Below are 15,737 nucleotides of genomic sequence, written 5' to 3' on the forward strand. Positions count from 1 at the left end.
CCGTTTACCGCTGCCCCCCGTACCGCCGGTATGGCGACGAGTCAGGGCACCTGGGGCTACCGCGACCGCTTCGGCGACGCCTTCGCGCGGACGTACTTCCGCCGCTTCGGGCCGGGCGTCGCCTCCAGCGTCGGGCTCGGGACGTACCTCGGCGATCCGACCGATGACGTCGACGCGGGCTACCGGGAGTCGATCGCGGCGGCGCTCTCGGCCGGCATCAACCACGTCGACACCGCGATCAACTACCGCTGTCAGCGCAGCGAGCGGGTCGTCGGCGAGGCGCTCCGCGAGGCCGACGTCGACCGCGAGGAGGTCGTCGTCGCGACGAAGGGCGGCTTCCTCCCGTTCGACGGCTCCCGCCCCGCGGACCCGGCCGCGTACGTCCGCGAGACGTTCGTCGAGCCCGGCGTGGTCGCGCCCGAGGACCTCGCCGGCGGGGGCCACGCCATCGCCCCCGGCTTCCTCGATGCGATGCTGGACCGCTCGCTCTCGAACCTCGGGGTCGACACGATCGACTGCTACTACGTCCACAACCCCGAGACGCAGCTCCGGGTCCGGAGCCGCGAGGCCGTCTACGACCGGCTCCAGGCCGCCTTCGAGACGCTGGAGCGCCGCCGCGCCGCCGGCGACATCGGGATGTACGGCGTCGCCACCTGGGAGGCGTTCCGCGTGCCCCGCGGCGACGACGCGTACCTCTCGCTCCCCGAGGTCGTCGCCCGCGCGGAGCGAGCCGCCGAGGCGGTCGGCGTCGACGACGTCGGACTCGGGGCGATCCAACTGCCGTTCAACGTCGCGATGGCGGACGCCGTCACCGTCGCGGCGCACTCGCACCCGGACGGGGAGGGCGACCTCAGCGCGCTGGAGTACGCCCAGGAAATCGGTCTCGACGCCGTCGCCAGCGCGACGCTGGCCCAGGGCGACCTCGCGTCGTCGCTCCCGCCCGAGGTCGACGCGGAGTTGGCGGGGGACACCCCGGCCCAGCGGGCGATCAACTTCGCGCGGAGCGCGCCGGGGGTCACGACGGCGCTCGTCGGCACGAGTTCGCCCGCGCACGTCCCAGAGAACGTCGCGGCCGGGACCTTCGAACCGCTCGGGGCGCGGGCCTTCGATGCGGTCTTCGAGTAGCTCGCCTACCGGAGTTCCTTCCACTCGCTCCCGCAGTCGGGGCAGTGCCGGACCGTGTAGACCTCGTCGGGGTCGTTCTGGGTCTTCAGCGACTCCCCGCACTCCGAACACGTGAGCCGGCCGTAGGTGTCCTTCTCCAACTCCCCGTCTCGGAGCCCCTTCCGTGTCGACTTCATACGTGGTACGTCGTAGGCCCGCAGTAAAAAGATCCGTATGCCGGACCGGGCCCCGGGCGGACTCGCGGGATGGCGACCGAGCGCGCGCGGACCGCAAGGGTTGACAGCCCCGCCCGCGAAGCCCGACTGTGTCTCGGGGCCGACTCTTCGGTACGCTCTGTTCGATGATCTTCCTGGCCAACCTCGCGCGGGTCGTCTTCGCGCCGCTCCTCGGGGAGTTCATCGCCGTCTTCGCGATCGGCGAGGGGACCGCGGGCCTGATCGCGACGCTCGCGTGGCTCGGGAGCGCCCTGCTCCGGATCCCGACGGGCTGGCTCCTCACCCGCGTCCCGCGCCACCGCGTGATCCTCGCGACCGGCGCGGTGCTCACCGGCGCGGCGGCGCTCACCGCGAGCGCGACGTCGATCCCGATGCTCGGCGTCGGCGCGCTCTGTATGGGCCTGTCCTCGGGCGCGTACTTCGTCGCGGCCAATCCGCTCGTCAGCGAGCTGTACCCCGACCGCGTGGGCTGGGCGCTCGGCGTCCACGGGATGGCCAGCCAGGTCGCCGCCGTCGCGGCCGCGCCGCTCGTCACGCTCGTGCTGACGCTCTTCGTCGACTGGCGGGTCGTGTTCGTCTGCATCGCCGTCGCCGCCGCGGTCGTCACGCTCGTGCTGTCCGTCGCCGCGCGGACCACAGAGCTCCCCGACGCGGGCGCCGCGGACCGCGACATCATCGGCGCGGTCCGGGCGGAGTGGCGGATCGTCCTCCTGACCGTCGTCGTCGTCGGCGCGACCGGCTTCGTCTGGCAGGGGCTGTTCAACTTCTACGAGCTGTATATGGGGACGAAAGGCGTCGGCGACGCGACCGCGAAGAACCTCCTCACGGTGATCTTCGCGGCGGGCGTGCCCGCGTTCTTCGTCTCCGGCCGGCTCGCCGACCGGCTGCCGCGCGTGCCGTACATCCTGGCGATCATCAGCGCGTTCACCGTCTCCGTCCTGCTCCTGACGGTCACGCGCGGGCTCGTCCCCGTCGTCGCGCTCACGGCCGTCATCGGCTACGTCGTCCACAGCCTCTTTCCCGCGATCGACACCTACCTCCTCGACTCGCTTCCCGGCGAGACCCGCGCCAGCGCGTACTCGTGGTACTCCGGCGGGATGATGCTCGTCCAGGCGACGGGCTCGTCGGTCGTCGGCGCGCTCCGGGAGAGCGGCCTCGCCTACGACGTCATCTTCACGCGGCTCGCGCTCGCGCTCGGCGTCGTGGTGGCGTGTCTGCTCGCCCTCTATCGGACCGATCGGCTGCCGTCGTGAGTCGGCGGCGACGCCGAATCCGCGCCTCCGGAACCCCCGCGCTTTTGCACGTTCCGTCCTGAGGGAGCGTCGATGGAGTACGTGCAAGCGCGGGTGACGACGCTCCACGACCTCGCGGACCCGATCCCGACCGCTCCCACGGACCGGGCCGCCGTCGTCGTCCCGATGACCGAGCGCGACTGCGAGAGCGCCGCCGCCGACCGGGTCTTCGCGACGCTCGAACGGGTGGCGCCCGGCCGGGTCGTCGTCCCGCTCCGCGCCGAGGCCGAGCGCGTCGGCGCGGTCCGCGAGTGGCTCTCGACGTACGATCTCGACACGGAACTGCTGTGGTGCGACGGGCCGCGGATCGCCGATCTGCTCGCCGACGCCGGCCTCGACGGCGCCCGCGGCAAGGGCCGCGACGTGTGGCTGGGGCTCGGCCGCGCGACGACCGAGGAGTTCGTCGCCGTCCACGACGCCGACACGACGACCTACGACGAGTCGTTCGTGCCCCGCCTGCTCTTCCCGCTCGCTCGGGGCTACGACTTCTCGAAGGGGTACTACGCCCGCGTCGAGGACGGACGGCTCTACGGCCGGCTCTTCCGGCTGTTCTACGTCCCGCTCGTCCGCGCGCTCTGCGATGCGAACCCCGAGCCGTTCCTCCGGTATCTGGACTCCTTCCGGTACGCGCTGGCCGGCGAGTTCGCCGCCACCGCGAGCGCGGCGAAGCGGATGCGGACGCCGCGGCAGTGGGGACTCGAAGTCGGCACCCTCGCGGACGCCTTCGACGTCGCGGGCTTCGACCGGACGGCGCAGGTCGACCTCGGCCGGTACGAACACGACCACCGCTCTGTCGACGGCGCGGCCGGACTCTCCGAGATGAGCGGCTCCGTGGGCGAGACGCTCCTGCGGAGCGTCCGCGAGCACGGGATCGACGTCGACTTCGGGACGCTCCGGGAGCGCTACCGCGAGGCCGCCCTGCGGCTCGTCGACCAGTACGCCGAGGACGCGGCGTTCAACGGCTTCGACTTCGACCGCGAGGGCGAGCGGACGCAGGTCGACCGCTACGCCGACGCGGTCCGCGAACCCACCGGCGGCGACGACCGCCTGCCGCCCTGGACCGAGGCCCCGCTCGACCCCGATGCGGTGGCCGCGGCCGCCGCGGCCGACGCGGAGGACGCGGCGTTCGGCGACGCGGGACGTCGCGGCCGGCACGCCCGCTCGGAGGCGGATTCGGACCTCCGATCCCGAACGCGCACCGACGGCGATTCCGAGACCGATGCCGAGCCTCCCGAGACGCCCCACCAGGAGGTCGGCGAATGACTGACAGGGCGGGACCGGGAACCGACGCGGAGGGCGCGACGACGGCCGAGGTCCCCTTCGACGGCGACGACCTCGCGGGGGTCGTCGACCTCTTCGGGGCGCTCGCGCCGGCCGAACTCGAACGCGCCCTCGACGAACTGGCGTTCAAGCGCGGCGACGACCTCGACGCCGACGCGGTCGCCGCGGCCGTCGACGCCGCCGTCGCGTCGTACGCGCTGGTCCGATACGATCCCGGCGCGGACGGTGCGGCCGGGGAGGGGACCACCGACGGGAACCGCGACGCGGACGCCCTCCTCGCGCCCGGTCCCGCCGCGTTCCCGACACTCCCGCCGAACGCGGAGGACCTCCCCCACATCCTGGACGTCTCGACCCGGGACGTCGACCGCGAGGCCGCGGCGACGGCCCTCGCCGAGCGGCTCCGCCGCGACGCGAGCCGCGCGGTCGACGAGGGCGACGCGGCGCGGATGCGTCGGCTCCTCGACGTCACCTACGACGTCGCGGTGTGGTCCGACGCGGTCGCCGTCGACGACGTCCGCGAGCGACTGGACGCCGCGCTCGACGAGGGCTGACCTCTCTGCCCCGATCTTTCACGATCCTTCAGCGGACAGTATAAGCCCCCGCGGGCCGTATCGGTCGGTACGATGGATCTCTCGCGGGTGTCGAACCACGCGCCGTCGGCGGTCACCGACGCGGGCCAGCAGGCGGCGGTCCTCGCGCCCATCCTCGTCCGCGACGGGACCGAGCACGTCCTCTTCACGAAGCGGGCGGACCACCTCGGCGAGCACCCGGGCCAGATGAGCTTCCCCGGCGGCTCCAGGGAGCCCGAAGACAGGGGGCTGGAGTCGACCGCGCTCCGCGAGGCCAACGAGGAGATCGGGCTCTACTCGGAGGAAGCGGCCGTCTTCGGCCGGCTCGACGACATCCGGACCGTGACCGACTACTCGGTCCGCCCGTACGTCGCGGGCGTCCCCGACCGCGACTACGACCCCGACGAGCGGGAGGTCGCCGAGGTCGTCGCGCTCCCGGTGCCCGCGCTGATCGACCTCGACAACTACGAGTCCGAGCGGCGCGAACACCCGGTGTACGGCGAACACCGGGTCCACTACTTCCACGTCGGCGACTACACCGTCTGGGGCGCGACCGGCCGGATGCTCGTCCAGCTCCTGGAGCTGACGACCGAGTGGACGGCGCCGGAAGACGTCGATCGGGTGGTCGACGCCGACGCGGAACTGCCCGTTTAAATCCTATTCTTCGACCGCGACGTCGTCGCCGTCCGACTCGCGCTTCGGCAGCCGCACGCGGAGCGTGCCCGCGTCGGTCACCGTCGCGGTCGCGTCCGCGGCGTCGACGTCGGCCTCCGGCGGGAGCGCCGCCGACCCGTCGAGGGAGAGACCGCGGCCGGGGAACCGCATCTCGAAGCCCTCGTGGAAGTCGCGGAAGCGGTCGATCCGCACCTCGACGACGCCGTCCTCGAAGCGGACCTGCACGTCCTTCTCGCGGACGCCTGGCGCGTCGAAGACGACGAGGTAGGCCTCGTCGCTCTCCAGGACGTCGTGCGGGAGCGGCTTGCGCTCCTGGACGCGGGCGACGCTCCGCCCGACGCGTTCGAGGACGTTCCCCGCCAGCGACTCGCCGATCTCGCGGAGGCGGTCTGCGCCCTCGAACGGTCCCCCCGAGTCCCGGAAGCCGCTCATAGCTCGATCGCCTCCAGCGGCTCGCTCTCCCGGCAGTACGGGCAGACGAAGTCGCCCACGCCGACGTCCTCGGGCATGTCGTAGGTGTAGTGGAGCTCGAACATATCCATCTCGCACGCGTCGTCGGTGCAGCGAACTTCGAGCGTCGTAGGCATAGGCGTGAGTTGGCCCGCCACGGTCATAAACGCGCGGGCTCCGGCTCGACTGTCCGTCCGCGGCCGCGGCCGCGGCGTTCGGTCTCGCGCGTTACGCGTTACGCTTCGAGGCCCAGGCCGCCGGCCTCGACGGCCTCGTCGACGTCGGCGTCGTCGTGGATGATCGCGCTGACGGTCCGGGTGATCGCCTCGGGGTCGTCGTGCTGGAAGATCGACCGGCCCATCGAGACGCCCGCGGCGCCCGCGTCCATCGCGCCGCGGACCATCTCGGCGGTCTCGCGGTCGGTGCCGCGGCTCCCGCCGGCGATGACGACCGGGAGCCGGGTGGCCTCACAGACTCGCTCGAAGGAGTCGGCGCCGCCGGAGTAGGCGGTCTTGACGACGTCGGCGCCGAGCTCCTCGGCGATGCGGACGGCGTGGGCGAGGCTCTCGGCGTCGTGTTCGTCGACGCCGGGACCGCGCGCGTAGCTCATCGCGAGGACGGGGACGCCGAGCCGGTGGGCTGTCTCCGTCACCTCGCTGAGCTGCGTGAGCTGGTCGGGCTCGTGGTCGCTGCCGACGTTGATGTGGAACGAGACGGCGTCGGCGCCGGCCCGGAGCGCCTCCTCTACGGTGCCGGTCTGGCGCTTGTCGTTCGAGTCCGGGCCGATCGCGGTCGAGCCGTTGAGGTGGACGATGTAGCCCTTGCCGTTCTTGTTCGGGTGGACGCGCGGGGCGACGCCCTTCTGGGTGAGGACGGCGTCGGCGCCGCCGCGGGTGATCGCGCCGACGGTCGATTCGAGGTCGACGAGGCCCTTTACGGGGCCGAGTGTGATGCCGTGGTCCATCGGGACGACGAGGTATCGCCCCCCTGTCGAGATGCGTTCGAGTCGCGCGGAGACTCCTGTGCTCATCGTGTGTGAGGCTGTGGCAACCGTCGGTTATGTGCGTTCCGCTTGGGGCACACGTTGTTCGTATCCGCGCAGGGCGCCTTCTTTCAGCTCCCGCGCCTTCGCCTCCAGTCGGTCGGCGATCTCGTCGACCGGGTCGTCGTGTTCGGTCCCCTCGGCGACGATGTCTACGAGCGCGCTCCCGACGATGATCCCGTCGGCGCCAGCCGAGACGATCCGCTCGGCGTGGTCGCCGATCTTGATCCCGAAGCCGACCGCCTTGGGGACGTCGTACTCCGAGAGGCGCGCGAGGCTCGCTTCGGTCTGTCCGGAGACGTCGTCCTTCGCGCCCGTGACGCCGAGCCGCGCCTGGACGTAGACGTAGCCCGACACCTGCGACATGATCCGGTCGAGGCGCTCGCCGCGGGTCGTCGGCGCGACGATGAACACCAGATCGAGCCCGAACTCGTCGCAGGCCTCGCGCAGGGGGTCCGCCTCCTCGGCGGGGAGGTCCGGGACGACGAAGCCCGAGAGGCCGACCTCGGCGGCGCGCTCGACGAACGGGCGCGGGCCCTGTTCGGAGCCGTACTGGTAGATCAGATTGTAGTAGGTCATACAGACCAGCGGCACGTCCACGTCGAGGTCCTCGACGAACTGGAAGAAGCGGTCGGGCGTCATCCCGCCTTCGAGCGCCCGCACGACCGCGCTCTGGATCGTCGGCCCCTCCGCGATCGGCTCGGAGAACGGGAGCCCGAGTTCGATCACGTCGGCGCCGCCGCGCGCCAGCGCCTCGACGTATTCGAGCGAGGCGTCGTAGTCGGGGTCGCCCGCGGCCAGGTAGGGGACGAAGGCGGGGCCGTCGGCGAAGGCCTCGTAGAGGTCGGAGTTGGCGTGATCGGCCATCTCAGATCCCCCCCGAGAACTCCGCCATCGACGGCGCGCCCTCGATGTCGCGCTTTTCGGTCTCCTCGATCACGGTCTCTAGGTCCTTGTCGCCGCGCCCGGAGACGTTCACGACGACGGTCTCGCCGAGTTCCTCGTAGTGCTCTTCGAGGTAGCCGAACGCGTGGGCGGTCTCCAGCGCGGGGATGATCCCCTCGGTCTGGGAGAGCCGGTGGAAGCCCTCCAGGGCGCTGTCGTCGTCGACGTTGACCGCCTGGACGCGGCCGTCGTCGACGAGCCGCGCGAGCTCGGGCCCGACGCCCGCGTAGTCGAGGCCGGCCGAGACGGAGTGGCTCTCTATGATCTGGCCGTCCGAGTCCTGGAGGACCTTCGTACGGGCGCCGTGGAGGACGCCCTCCTCGCCCGTCGACAGCGACGCGGAGTTGGGCGCGACGCCCGCCTCCTCGTCGACGTCGAGGCTGGAGCCGCCGGCCTCGACGGCGTAGAGGGCGACGCCCTCGTCGTCGACGAAGTTCGCGAACGCGCCCATCGTGTTCGAGCCGCCGCCGGCGCAGGCGAGCACGGCGTCGGGGAGGCCGCCGGTCTGCTCTCTGATCTGGCGGCGCGCCTCCTCGGAGATGACGGCCTGGAAGTCCCGCACCATCGCCGGGAACGGGTGGGGGCCGACGACCGAGCCGATGACGTAGTGGGTGTCCTCGACGTTCGTCGCCCAGTCGCGCATCGTCTCGGAGATCGCCTCCTTGAGCGTGCCGCGCCCCGTCGTGACGGGGTTCACTTCCGAGCCGTTGAGCCGCATCCGGAAGACGTTCGGCCGCTGGCGGTTGATGTCGCGTTCGCCCATGTAGATCTCGCAGGGCATATCCAGGTGCGCGGCCGCCATCGCCGTCGCGGTGCCGTGCTGGCCCGCGCCCGTCTCGGCGATGATCCGGTCTTTGCCCATGTACTTCGCCAGCAGGACCTGTCCGAGGGCGTTGTTGAGCTTGTGCGCGCCGCCGTGGAGCAGGTCCTCGCGCTTGAGGTACACCTCGCGGTCGTAGCGCTCCGAGAGCCGCTCGGCGTACTGCGTCGGCGTCGGTCGTCCGCCGAAGTCCCGCAGCCGCCGCCGGAATTCGTCCATAAAGCCGTCCTCGTTCTCCAGCACGTAGCGCTCGTAGGCGTCCGTGAGCTCCTCGATCGCCGGCATCAGCGCCTCCGGCACGTACTGGCCGCCGTACTCCCCGAACTTCCCGTCCGCGTACTGTTGTGTCATCGTGTATCGGATCCCGTGTGTGTCACTGTCGCGTCGCCTCTACGTCCCTTCTCGGCCTCGACGCCCGTCAGCCGTTCGGTGTTGGCCCGGACGTCGCCGTCCATGATCGCCGTCCCGATCAGGAGCGCGTCCGCGCCAGCGCGGCGCATCCGCCGGACGTCGTCGACGCTCGTGACGCCGCTTTCGGCCAGGAGCGTCACGTCGTCGGGCACGTCGGGCGCGAGCCGCTCGAACGTCCCGAGGTCGACCTCCAGCTCCCCGAGGTCGCGGTTGTTGACGCCGACGATCTCCGCGCCCACGTCGAGGGCGCGCTCCAGTTCCTCGCGGGTGTGGACCTCCACGAGCGGCTGGGACCCCCGCGCTTCGGCCGTCTCGTACAGCGCCGCGAGCGAATCGGTCCCCGGCTCGTCGAGGAAGCGCGCGATGAGCAGGACGAGGTCGGACGCGACGGCGTCCAGTTGGGCCTCGCGGACGACGAAATCCTTGCGGAGCACCGGGACGTCGACTGCCTCCCGAATCCGCCGGAGGTTCTCGGTCGACCCGCCGAAGTGCTCGGGTTCCGTGAGCACCGACAGCGCGGTCGCGCCGCCCGCGACCATCTCCTCGGCGAGCGCGACCGGGTCGTCGGTCCGCTCGCCCTCGGTCGTCGGGCTCGTCGGCTTCACCTCGGCGACGACGGGCACGCGTCCGTCCGCCTCCGCGGCCCGCACGGCCACGGGAAACGACCGCGCGTCTACGTCGACGGTCGCCCCGCCGCCGGACCGCTCCCGGGCGGCCGCGAGGATCGAGCGGACCTCCGGGGCAAGCTTGTCCTCATTAGCGTTCATCTATGTTCATTAACGGACTCTTTTGCACATAAGGTTTGCGTGTCGGTGTCGTTTAGTCGCCGCGAGCACACGTCCGAGTGTGCTTCCGTCCGAGCACTTCATCGTCGCCCTGGTCCCCGCGCTGGCGTACGTCCTCGCGCGCGATCGGCGGTTGCCGACGCCGCGGTTCGCGGCGGTCGTGTTCCTGGGCAGCCAGTTCCCTGACCTTGTCGACAAGCCCCTGGCCCACCAGTTCGGCGTGCTCCCCTCCGGGCGGGTGTTCATGCACTCGCTTCCGATCGCGCTTCCGTTCCTCGCCCTCGTCGGCCTCTACGGGTGGCGGACCGACCGCCCGCGGCTGAGCGGCGCCTTCGCGTTCGCCCACCTCTCGCACCTCCTCGCCGACAACTACAGGCCGCTCTTGGGACCGGACCCGACGGTCGCGCCCGACCTGCTCTGGCCGCTCACCGCCCCGACCGCGCGGCCGATCACGCCGTACTGGGCCGGGCCGAACGGGATCAACGTCCTACTCTGGACGGTCTTCTCGGCGATCGTCCTCTCGATTGCGGCGTATCTCCTCGTCGTGGACGTCCGCGAGCAGTTCGGCTGACCAGGCGAGGTTCGGGCAGACCGGTCGTCCCCCATATTGAATGTGCCTGGGCCGCAACTCCGTCCCGTGTCCCGGGACTCCGACGACGGCGTCCGCGTGTGGCTAGTGGAACGAACGTATTCGGATGACGAGCAGAACCTCATCATCCTCACGTACGCGACGCCGGACGGCGAGCGCTACTTCCGCAAGGAGCGGGCGCTGACCTCGTTCAGCGACGTCCGCGACACGACCGCGGCCGTCGAGGCCGACCCGGACAACCTCGGCGCCGTCGACGACGCCGCCCAGCGCGAGCAGTACGCCGCCGAAGCGCGGCGGATGCGGGAGCTCCACGATCCGGACGACGTCATCTGACGACGGCTGCCGCACCTGTGACGGCGCCCGACCGGCTCCGAACTGCGGCGAACGGCCACCGAAGGGTCGTGGTAACTCGACCCTCGGAAGGATTATCCCCCGCTCTCCCATCCGTTCGGTTGCAATGGCACACGGTAAGGTTGAATTCTTCAACGACACAGGCGGTTACGGTTTCATCTCGACTGACGACGGCGACCTCGACGACGACGAAGACGTGTTCTTCCATATGGAAGACGTCGGCGGCGAAGACCTCACGGAAGGTACCGAAGTCGAATTCGACATCGAGTCCTCGCCCAAGGGCCCCCGCGCGGCGAACGTCGTCCGACAGTAACACCGGGACAGACTGTCGCTGACGGCGACAGACTCCGTTCTCGATTTTCCGGACGCTACCCTCCCAGTCACGACGCTCCAGTTCTCAAGGTTCAAGCCCGCCGCCGCCGAACGACGGCGTATGGACGTCGGCGTCTTCGCTCGGACCTCCGAGCGGTTGGATCGAGCCGTCGAGATCGGCGTCGCGAGCGGTCGGGTCATCAGCGTCTCCTTCCCCGAGACGCCCCCGGGCGACGCGGACTCCGACCACCCGCTCTTGGACCGCGTGTTCGCGTACCTCGACGGCGAGGCGGATCATTTCGACGACGTTGCGGTCGCGCTGACGGTGCCGACCGACCAGCGGCAGGTGCTGGAGGCGATCCGGAACGTCCCCCACGGCGAGACCGTCTCGCTCGACCGCGTGATCCGGATGGCCGGCCTCAACCCCGACGAGCGGGAGGACGTCGAGACCGCGCGGACGGCGCTCGCGGAGAACCCGGTGCCGCTTTTCGTGCCCGATCACCGCGTCCGCGACGCCCCGGGAGCCGCGCCGTCGGCGGTGGCCGAGCGACTGCGGGCGATCGAGGGGGCGTAAGCCGGACTGTGGGGACTATCGCCCGGCGATGTCGCTGATCTCCGAGGCGCTCAGCGCGCGGCGGTAGAATCGGTAGTCGTCGAGTCCGCCGTTGTAGTCCTTCCAGCCGTCGGCGCCGTTGTTGCCGAACATCAGCGCCGTGTCCGTGCCCCGAATGTTGTCAGTGTAGTCGATGGCGTAGTCCTCGCTCCCGTCGACGTACAGTTTCATCCGATCGTTCGGCTGGTCGTAGACGAACGCGACATGGTGCCACTCGCCGTCGAGGACGTTCGCGGAACTCTCGCCCACCGTGTTGGCTCCCGAAGTGAAGAGGAACGGGTCGCCGCTCGTGTCACAGAACGACCCGACGCTGTTTCCGTTCTCCGTCGTTACCTTCCAGAGGAGGTCGTCGTCCCACCTGGAGTTCGTCTCGTCGTCCTTCAGCCAGTGGCAGAACGTGTAGGGCTGGTCCGTTTCGATCTCGATGAAATCGACCGACGCAAAGCCGGGAAACGACGCCGACTGGGACCCTTCGGGCCCCGATGCGTATTCGACTCCCGACCCCGAGAGGTCGTAGGTGCCGGTCTCGTCGGCGAGGCCTCCCTCGAACCGATATCGCGTGACGAGTGCGCTGTCGTCGTCGGGCGTCGCGGTTGCGGTCGGTGTCGCCGTGGGCGTCGCAGTCGGCGTCGATGTCTCGGTTTCCGTGGACGTCGCTGTCGACGCCTCGGTCGCCGTACTCGTGGCCGTGGTCGTCACCGTCTCCATCTCCGAGGGACGCGGCGATGCCGTCTCGGGGGGCGTCTCGGTCGATTCGCCGGACGCGCCCTCGGAGTCGGTCGCCGGATCCGCCTGTTCGGTCGGTTCGTCCTCGTCGCTCCCGTCGCCCCCGTCGCCCACCTGGACTTCCACGGACGGAATCTCTACGGTGCATCCCGCCAGTCCGGAGAGCGATCCGACGAGAGCCGTCGCACTCAGCTTCTTCAGCGCCAGCCGCCGACTTCTGTCCACCATCTACCCCGTGGCTCAGATTCGGCTCACTTCATTGTTGTGATCTGACAATGCAGCTCACCGGACCAGTCGTCCGATTTCGGTCCGACCTATCCGCCTACGCTAGGCGGCCACTCCACGCCGAACCCCTCGTGGACGACGAACTCTAAGGCGTTGATCAGGTAGTGGGCGACGATCACGACGAGCAGGCTCCCGGTGACGACGAACGTCGCCGCGAGGACGAAGCCGAGCGCGCCGGTCACGACGACGCCAAGTCGCCCCTGCGCGCCGTGTCCGAGCGCGAACGCGACCGACGAGACGACGGCCAGCGCCCACGGGGAGATCCCGTAGCCCGCGCTGACGACGCCGACGAGCGCGCCGCGGAAGAGCAGTTCCTCGAAGCCGGCGATGACCGGCAGGACGACCAGGAGCAAGAGCGCCCACCCGCCCGCCGTCTCGGGCGCGAGCGCGCTCCGCAGGCGCTCGCCGTCGCCGACGCCGAGGCCGAACTGCGTTCCCGCGGCCGCCCCGGCCTCGTTCGCCGCATAGAGTACGAGGCCGACGCCGACGCCGAGCGCTGCGGCGCCGAGGCCGACCCCCTCGGGCGCGAGTCCGAAGGCCCGAGCGGGGATCTCCGCGTACCACGCGCCCGCGAGGAGCACCACGCCGAAGACGCCCTGGGAGACGGCCACGTTCGCCAGGAGCGACGCCGTCGAGACGTCGGCCAGTCGCGACCGCGGCTCGCTCACGCCTTCGGGCGAGCGCCCCTGGCGGACCCGGAACTCGACGCCGGACTTCGGGAGCGTGATCGACTCCTCGTTACGAGGAGAGGTCGCATCGCCGACGGTGTCGCTCGTCGGCTCGCCGAGACGGTGATTCGCCGGCGGCTCGCCGGCGTCGTCGGGACGCTCCTGGAGGATACTCTTGGACGCGTGTGAAAGAAGAAGCAGGCCCGCGGTGACGACGAACGCGAACCCCGCGAACGTCGCCCACTCGGGCATCTACCCTACTGCGGGCTCGGGCTCGACGGGCTGGAGACGTTCTCGCCCTGCGAGAGCGCCGAGCCGGTGATGCTCTTGAGGCGGTCGACGAGCGAGTCCTTCTCGGGCTCGCCTTCCAGCGCGATGTCGAGGACCTCGCTGATGTGGGAGACCGGAATGATCTCGACCATCTGCTCGTACTCCTCTTCGATCATCACGTCCTGGGTGTTCGCGGCCGGGATGATGACCCGGTCGCACCCGGACTTCGCGGCGGCCTCGATCTTGTGGGTGACGCCGCCGACGGGCAGGACGTCGCCCCGGACCGAGAGGCTCCCGGTCATCGCGAGCGACTGGTCGACGCCGACGCCCTCAAGCGCGGAGATCACGGCCGTCGCGACCGTGATGGAGGCGGAGTCGCCGTCGACGCCCTGCTGGCCGGTCTGGACGAACTGGATGTGGATGTCCTTCTCGGAGATGTTCTCGTCGGAGAACTTCTTGATGATCGCCGAGACGTTCGAGACGGCCTCCTGGGCCATCTCCTTCAATTGTCCAGTAGCGATGACCTCGCCGGGCCCCTGCGAGGGCGTGACCTCGGCCATCACGGGGAGCATGATCCCCGAGTCCTCACCCATCACGGCGAGACCGTTGACGCGGCCGACCTGGTAGCCCTCCGAGACCTGGAGCTCGTAGTCTTTCCTCCGTTCGATGTAGTCGTCGGCGAGCTGCTGCTCGATCGAGCGGCTCCGGCCCTTCGCCTGTAACACGTGGTCGCGGGTGACGAAGTCGGCGTCCTCCGAGCGGGCGATGTCGCCGGCGACGCGGACCAGGCCTCCGAGGTTCCGGAGCTTGAGCGTGAGGTGGCCCTTGCGGCCGGCGCGGCGCCGCGCTTCGAGGATGACCTCCTCGATGGCCTCCGCGGAGTACTCCGGCAGGCGCCCGTCCTTCGCGACCTCCTGGGCCACGAAGCGGGCGTACTTCCGGCGCATCTCGGGGGTGTCCTCGATGGTGTCGTCCATGTACACCTCGTACCCGTAGCCCTTGATCCGCGAGCGCAGGGCGGGGTGCATGTTCTCCATCGCGTCGAGATTCCCCGCGGCGATCATAATGAAGTCCGTCGGGACGGGCTCGGTCTGGACCATCGCGCCCGAGGAGCGCTCGGACTGGCCGGTGATGTGGAACTCGCCCTCCTGGATCGCCGTCATCAGGTGCTGCTGGCTGCGGATGTCGAGCGTGTTGATCTCGTCGATGAACAGCACGCCCTTGTTGGCCTTGTGGATGGCGCCGGGCTCGACGCGGTCGTGGCTCGGCGTCTCCATTCCGCCGGACTGGAACGGGTCGTGGCGGACGTCGCCGAGCAGCGCGCCGGCGTGGGCGCCCGTCGCGTCCTCGAACGGCGCCGTCGTCGTGTCCGCGTTGTTGACGATGAGGTTCGGCACCATCGCGTCGCCGCCGCGGGAGCCGTAGCGGAACGCGAGGTAGATGACCCCGGCCGCGAGGATCCCCAGCAGGATCTGGCCCGCGATGATGAAGGAGTAGCCGATGACGATCGCGATGATGATCCACATCAGGAACGACCGCATCTGGTTGCGCTTGCGCGCCTCCTCCTTGTGGGCCTCGACGATCTGTTCGCCCTTGCCGGCCGGGACGGTCCGGACCTTCGGGTTGTTGCCGTCGTCGGGGTTGTGATAGACCAGGACGTCCTGGAGTTCCTCCGGCGGGAGGAGCTCCGACATCGCCTTCGCCAGCATCGACTTGCCCGTCCCGGGCGAGCCGATCATCATCACGTGCCGCCGCTGCTTGGCGGCCTTCATCACGACGTCGCGGGCGTGCTCCTGGCCGATGACCTGGTCGACGAGCCGGTCGGGGACGTCGATCTCGTCGGTCGAGTCGATCCGCAGACCGCCGAGGAGGTCGTCCTCGTCGACGTCTTCGGCGACCTCGGCGTCGACCTCGACGTCGCTCCCGAGGTCGTCGATCGTCCCCGTCCCCTCGTCGACGTCGGACCCGGGGCCCGAATCCGGATCGGGATTCGGATTCGGATCTGGGTCGACCTGACCGTTCCGGTGCTCGGAGCGGCCGCCGCGCTCGTCGGACCCGCCGGGCCCGTCGGCCGGTTCGTCGGCGACACCGTCGCGGAACCCCTCGCCCGCGTCCTCCTCGGACGGCGGCGAGTCGGGCGCCCCGTCGGTGACGCCGCCCCCCTCTTCGGGGGAGTTCTTGTCGGCATCCGTGTCGTTACTCATAGAATACTTCGCTACGTGGAACCAAGGCCGGGCGACTGATATACTTTCTCCTCGAATTCTCATTCCGTAAAATCCGGAAATCGTGAGGCTGAGTCGGTTTATAAGTGAT

The 15,737-nt window shown here is 70.2% G+C and carries 18 protein-coding genes and 1 pseudogene; 9 read left to right on the forward strand and 10 right to left on the reverse strand.

Going from position 1 to position 15,737, the window contains the following annotated elements:
• The first annotated feature begins 30 nt into the window (after positions 1 to 30).
• Positions 31 to 1,125: an aldo/keto reductase gene (locus tag OS889_RS05275; protein WP_372387938.1), complete on the forward strand. Its 1,095-nt coding sequence runs from the start codon at positions 31 to 33 to the stop codon at positions 1,123 to 1,125.
• A gap of 5 nt (positions 1,126 to 1,130) precedes the next feature.
• Here the strand turns inward: OS889_RS05275 and OS889_RS05280 are convergent, their stop codons facing one another.
• Positions 1,131 to 1,301 carry an HVO_0758 family zinc finger protein gene (locus tag OS889_RS05280; protein ID WP_372387940.1) on the reverse strand — a complete coding sequence of 57 codons (171 nt, stop codon included), beginning with the start codon at positions 1,299 to 1,301 and terminating at the stop codon, positions 1,131 to 1,133.
• Between the two features lie 164 nt (positions 1,302 to 1,465).
• Here OS889_RS05280 and OS889_RS05285 point away from each other — a divergent pair, with 164 nt between their 5' ends.
• From OS889_RS05285 to OS889_RS05300, 4 genes are all read left to right on the forward strand, one after another.
• A complete protein-coding gene (locus tag OS889_RS05285; RefSeq protein ID WP_372391556.1) occupies positions 1,466 to 2,593 on the forward strand; it encodes an MFS transporter in 1,128 nt (375 codons plus the stop codon).
• A gap of 72 nt (positions 2,594 to 2,665) precedes the next feature.
• Positions 2,666 to 3,895: a glycosyltransferase family protein gene (locus OS889_RS05290; RefSeq protein ID WP_372387942.1), complete on the forward strand. Its 1,230-nt coding sequence runs from the start codon at positions 2,666 to 2,668 to the stop codon at positions 3,893 to 3,895.
• Positions 3,892 to 4,464, forward strand: coding sequence for a DUF7109 family protein (locus OS889_RS05295; RefSeq protein WP_372387943.1), 573 nt, complete (start codon positions 3,892 to 3,894; stop codon positions 4,462 to 4,464). Before OS889_RS05290 ends, OS889_RS05295 begins: the two co-directional genes overlap by 4 nt.
• A 72-nt stretch (positions 4,465 to 4,536) precedes the next feature.
• Positions 4,537 to 5,136, forward strand: a complete 600-nt coding sequence (locus tag OS889_RS05300) for an NUDIX hydrolase (protein WP_372387944.1) — start codon at positions 4,537 to 4,539, stop codon at positions 5,134 to 5,136.
• Positions 5,137 to 5,142: 6 nt separating this feature from the next.
• Here OS889_RS05300 and OS889_RS05305 read toward each other — a convergent pair.
• The 6 genes and pseudogenes from OS889_RS05305 to trpC all read right to left on the reverse strand — a co-directional run.
• A pseudogene (locus OS889_RS05305) lies at positions 5,143 to 5,589 on the reverse strand (Hsp20 family protein); the annotation flags it as partial.
• A complete protein-coding gene (locus OS889_RS05310) occupies positions 5,586 to 5,744 on the reverse strand; it encodes a DUF7559 family protein (protein WP_372387945.1) in 159 nt (52 codons plus the stop codon). The pseudogene OS889_RS05305 and the gene OS889_RS05310, both read right to left, overlap by 4 nt.
• A 98-nt stretch (positions 5,745 to 5,842) precedes the next feature.
• Positions 5,843 to 6,637 carry a 2-amino-3,7-dideoxy-D-threo-hept-6-ulosonate synthase gene (locus tag OS889_RS05315; RefSeq protein ID WP_372387946.1) on the reverse strand — a complete coding sequence of 265 codons (795 nt, stop codon included), beginning with the start codon at positions 6,635 to 6,637 and terminating at the stop codon, positions 5,843 to 5,845.
• A gap of 27 nt (positions 6,638 to 6,664) precedes the next feature.
• Complete coding sequence (trpA, locus tag OS889_RS05320; protein ID WP_372387947.1) at positions 6,665 to 7,516, reverse strand: tryptophan synthase subunit alpha; 852 nt, start codon at positions 7,514 to 7,516, stop codon at positions 6,665 to 6,667.
• 1 nt (position 7,517) lies between these two features.
• The gene (trpB, locus tag OS889_RS05325) at positions 7,518 to 8,765 is read right to left on the reverse strand and encodes a tryptophan synthase subunit beta (RefSeq protein ID WP_372387948.1); all 1,248 of its coding nucleotides are present in this window, start codon (positions 8,763 to 8,765) and stop codon (positions 7,518 to 7,520) included.
• Entirely contained in the window at positions 8,762 to 9,592 is an 831-nt protein-coding gene (gene trpC, locus OS889_RS05330; RefSeq protein ID WP_372387949.1) for an indole-3-glycerol phosphate synthase, read from the reverse strand. The genes trpB and trpC overlap by 4 nt, the downstream gene beginning before the upstream one ends.
• A 79-nt stretch (positions 9,593 to 9,671) precedes the next feature.
• On the opposite strand from trpC, the gene OS889_RS05335 reads away from it, so the two are divergent.
• From OS889_RS05335 to OS889_RS05350, 4 genes are all read left to right on the forward strand, one after another.
• Positions 9,672 to 10,181, forward strand: a complete 510-nt coding sequence (locus tag OS889_RS05335) for a metal-dependent hydrolase (RefSeq protein ID WP_372387950.1) — start codon at positions 9,672 to 9,674, stop codon at positions 10,179 to 10,181.
• A gap of 66 nt (positions 10,182 to 10,247) precedes the next feature.
• On the forward strand, positions 10,248 to 10,532 hold the full coding sequence (locus OS889_RS05340) for a DUF7967 family protein (protein WP_372387952.1): 285 nt from the start codon (positions 10,248 to 10,250) through the stop codon (positions 10,530 to 10,532).
• Between the two features lie 124 nt (positions 10,533 to 10,656).
• A complete protein-coding gene (locus OS889_RS05345) occupies positions 10,657 to 10,863 on the forward strand; it encodes a cold-shock protein (protein WP_372387954.1) in 207 nt (68 codons plus the stop codon).
• A 120-nt stretch (positions 10,864 to 10,983) separates the two neighbouring features.
• Positions 10,984 to 11,436 (forward strand): MGMT family protein, encoded by a 453-nt coding sequence (locus OS889_RS05350; protein WP_372387955.1) that lies wholly within the window; start codon positions 10,984 to 10,986, stop codon positions 11,434 to 11,436.
• Positions 11,437 to 11,451: 15 nt separating this feature from the next.
• Here OS889_RS05350 and OS889_RS05355 read toward each other — a convergent pair whose 3' ends face one another.
• The 3 genes from OS889_RS05355 to lonB all read right to left on the reverse strand — a co-directional run bounded on the left by OS889_RS05355 (position 11,452) and on the right by lonB (position 15,628).
• Entirely contained in the window at positions 11,452 to 12,429 is a 978-nt protein-coding gene (locus OS889_RS05355) for a LamG domain-containing protein (RefSeq protein WP_372387957.1), read from the reverse strand.
• 86 nt (positions 12,430 to 12,515) lie between these two features.
• Positions 12,516 to 13,406, reverse strand: coding sequence for a CPBP family intramembrane glutamic endopeptidase (locus tag OS889_RS05360; RefSeq protein WP_372387959.1), 891 nt, complete (start codon positions 13,404 to 13,406; stop codon positions 12,516 to 12,518).
• A 5-nt stretch (positions 13,407 to 13,411) separates the two neighbouring features.
• The gene (lonB, locus tag OS889_RS05365; RefSeq protein ID WP_372387961.1) at positions 13,412 to 15,628 is read right to left on the reverse strand and encodes an ATP-dependent protease LonB; all 2,217 of its coding nucleotides are present in this window, start codon (positions 15,626 to 15,628) and stop codon (positions 13,412 to 13,414) included.
• Between the last annotated feature and the right edge of the window lie 109 nt (positions 15,629 to 15,737).

This window comes from Halobellus sp. MBLA0158, from assembly GCF_041477585.1.
In the GTDB taxonomy this organism is placed as follows: domain Archaea; phylum Halobacteriota; class Halobacteria; order Halobacteriales; family Haloferacaceae; genus Haloquadratum; species Haloquadratum rubicundus.

Excerpts from the sequence above, each read along its gene's own strand:
- lonB (WP_372387961.1), bottom strand. The coding sequence starts at position 15,628 with ATGAGTAACGACACGGATGCCGACAAGAACTCCCCCGAAGAGGGGGGC.
- OS889_RS05295 (WP_372387943.1), top strand. The coding sequence starts at position 3,892 with ATGACTGACAGGGCGGGACCGGGAACCGACGCGGAGGGCGCGACGACG.
- trpB (WP_372387948.1), bottom strand. The coding sequence starts at position 8,765 with ATGACACAACAGTACGCGGACGGGAAGTTCGGGGAGTACGGCGGCCAG.
- OS889_RS05345 (WP_372387954.1), top strand. The coding sequence starts at position 10,657 with ATGGCACACGGTAAGGTTGAATTCTTCAACGACACAGGCGGTTACGGT.
- OS889_RS05310 (WP_372387945.1), bottom strand. The coding sequence starts at position 5,744 with ATGCCTACGACGCTCGAAGTTCGCTGCACCGACGACGCGTGCGAGATG.
- OS889_RS05275 (WP_372387938.1), top strand. The coding sequence starts at position 31 with ATGGCGACGAGTCAGGGCACCTGGGGCTACCGCGACCGCTTCGGCGAC.
- OS889_RS05360 (WP_372387959.1), bottom strand. The coding sequence starts at position 13,406 with ATGCCCGAGTGGGCGACGTTCGCGGGGTTCGCGTTCGTCGTCACCGCG.
- OS889_RS05285 (WP_372391556.1), top strand. The coding sequence starts at position 1,466 with ATGATCTTCCTGGCCAACCTCGCGCGGGTCGTCTTCGCGCCGCTCCTC.
- OS889_RS05350 (WP_372387955.1), top strand. The coding sequence starts at position 10,984 with ATGGACGTCGGCGTCTTCGCTCGGACCTCCGAGCGGTTGGATCGAGCC.
- OS889_RS05315 (WP_372387946.1), bottom strand. The coding sequence starts at position 6,637 with ATGAGCACAGGAGTCTCCGCGCGACTCGAACGCATCTCGACAGGGGGG.
- OS889_RS05290 (WP_372387942.1), top strand. The coding sequence starts at position 2,666 with ATGGAGTACGTGCAAGCGCGGGTGACGACGCTCCACGACCTCGCGGAC.
- OS889_RS05280 (WP_372387940.1), bottom strand. The coding sequence starts at position 1,301 with ATGAAGTCGACACGGAAGGGGCTCCGAGACGGGGAGTTGGAGAAGGAC.
- trpC (WP_372387949.1), bottom strand. The coding sequence starts at position 9,592 with ATGAACGCTAATGAGGACAAGCTTGCCCCGGAGGTCCGCTCGATCCTC.
- trpA (WP_372387947.1), bottom strand. The coding sequence starts at position 7,516 with ATGGCCGATCACGCCAACTCCGACCTCTACGAGGCCTTCGCCGACGGC.
- OS889_RS05355 (WP_372387957.1), bottom strand. The coding sequence starts at position 12,429 with ATGGTGGACAGAAGTCGGCGGCTGGCGCTGAAGAAGCTGAGTGCGACG.
- OS889_RS05300 (WP_372387944.1), top strand. The coding sequence starts at position 4,537 with ATGGATCTCTCGCGGGTGTCGAACCACGCGCCGTCGGCGGTCACCGAC.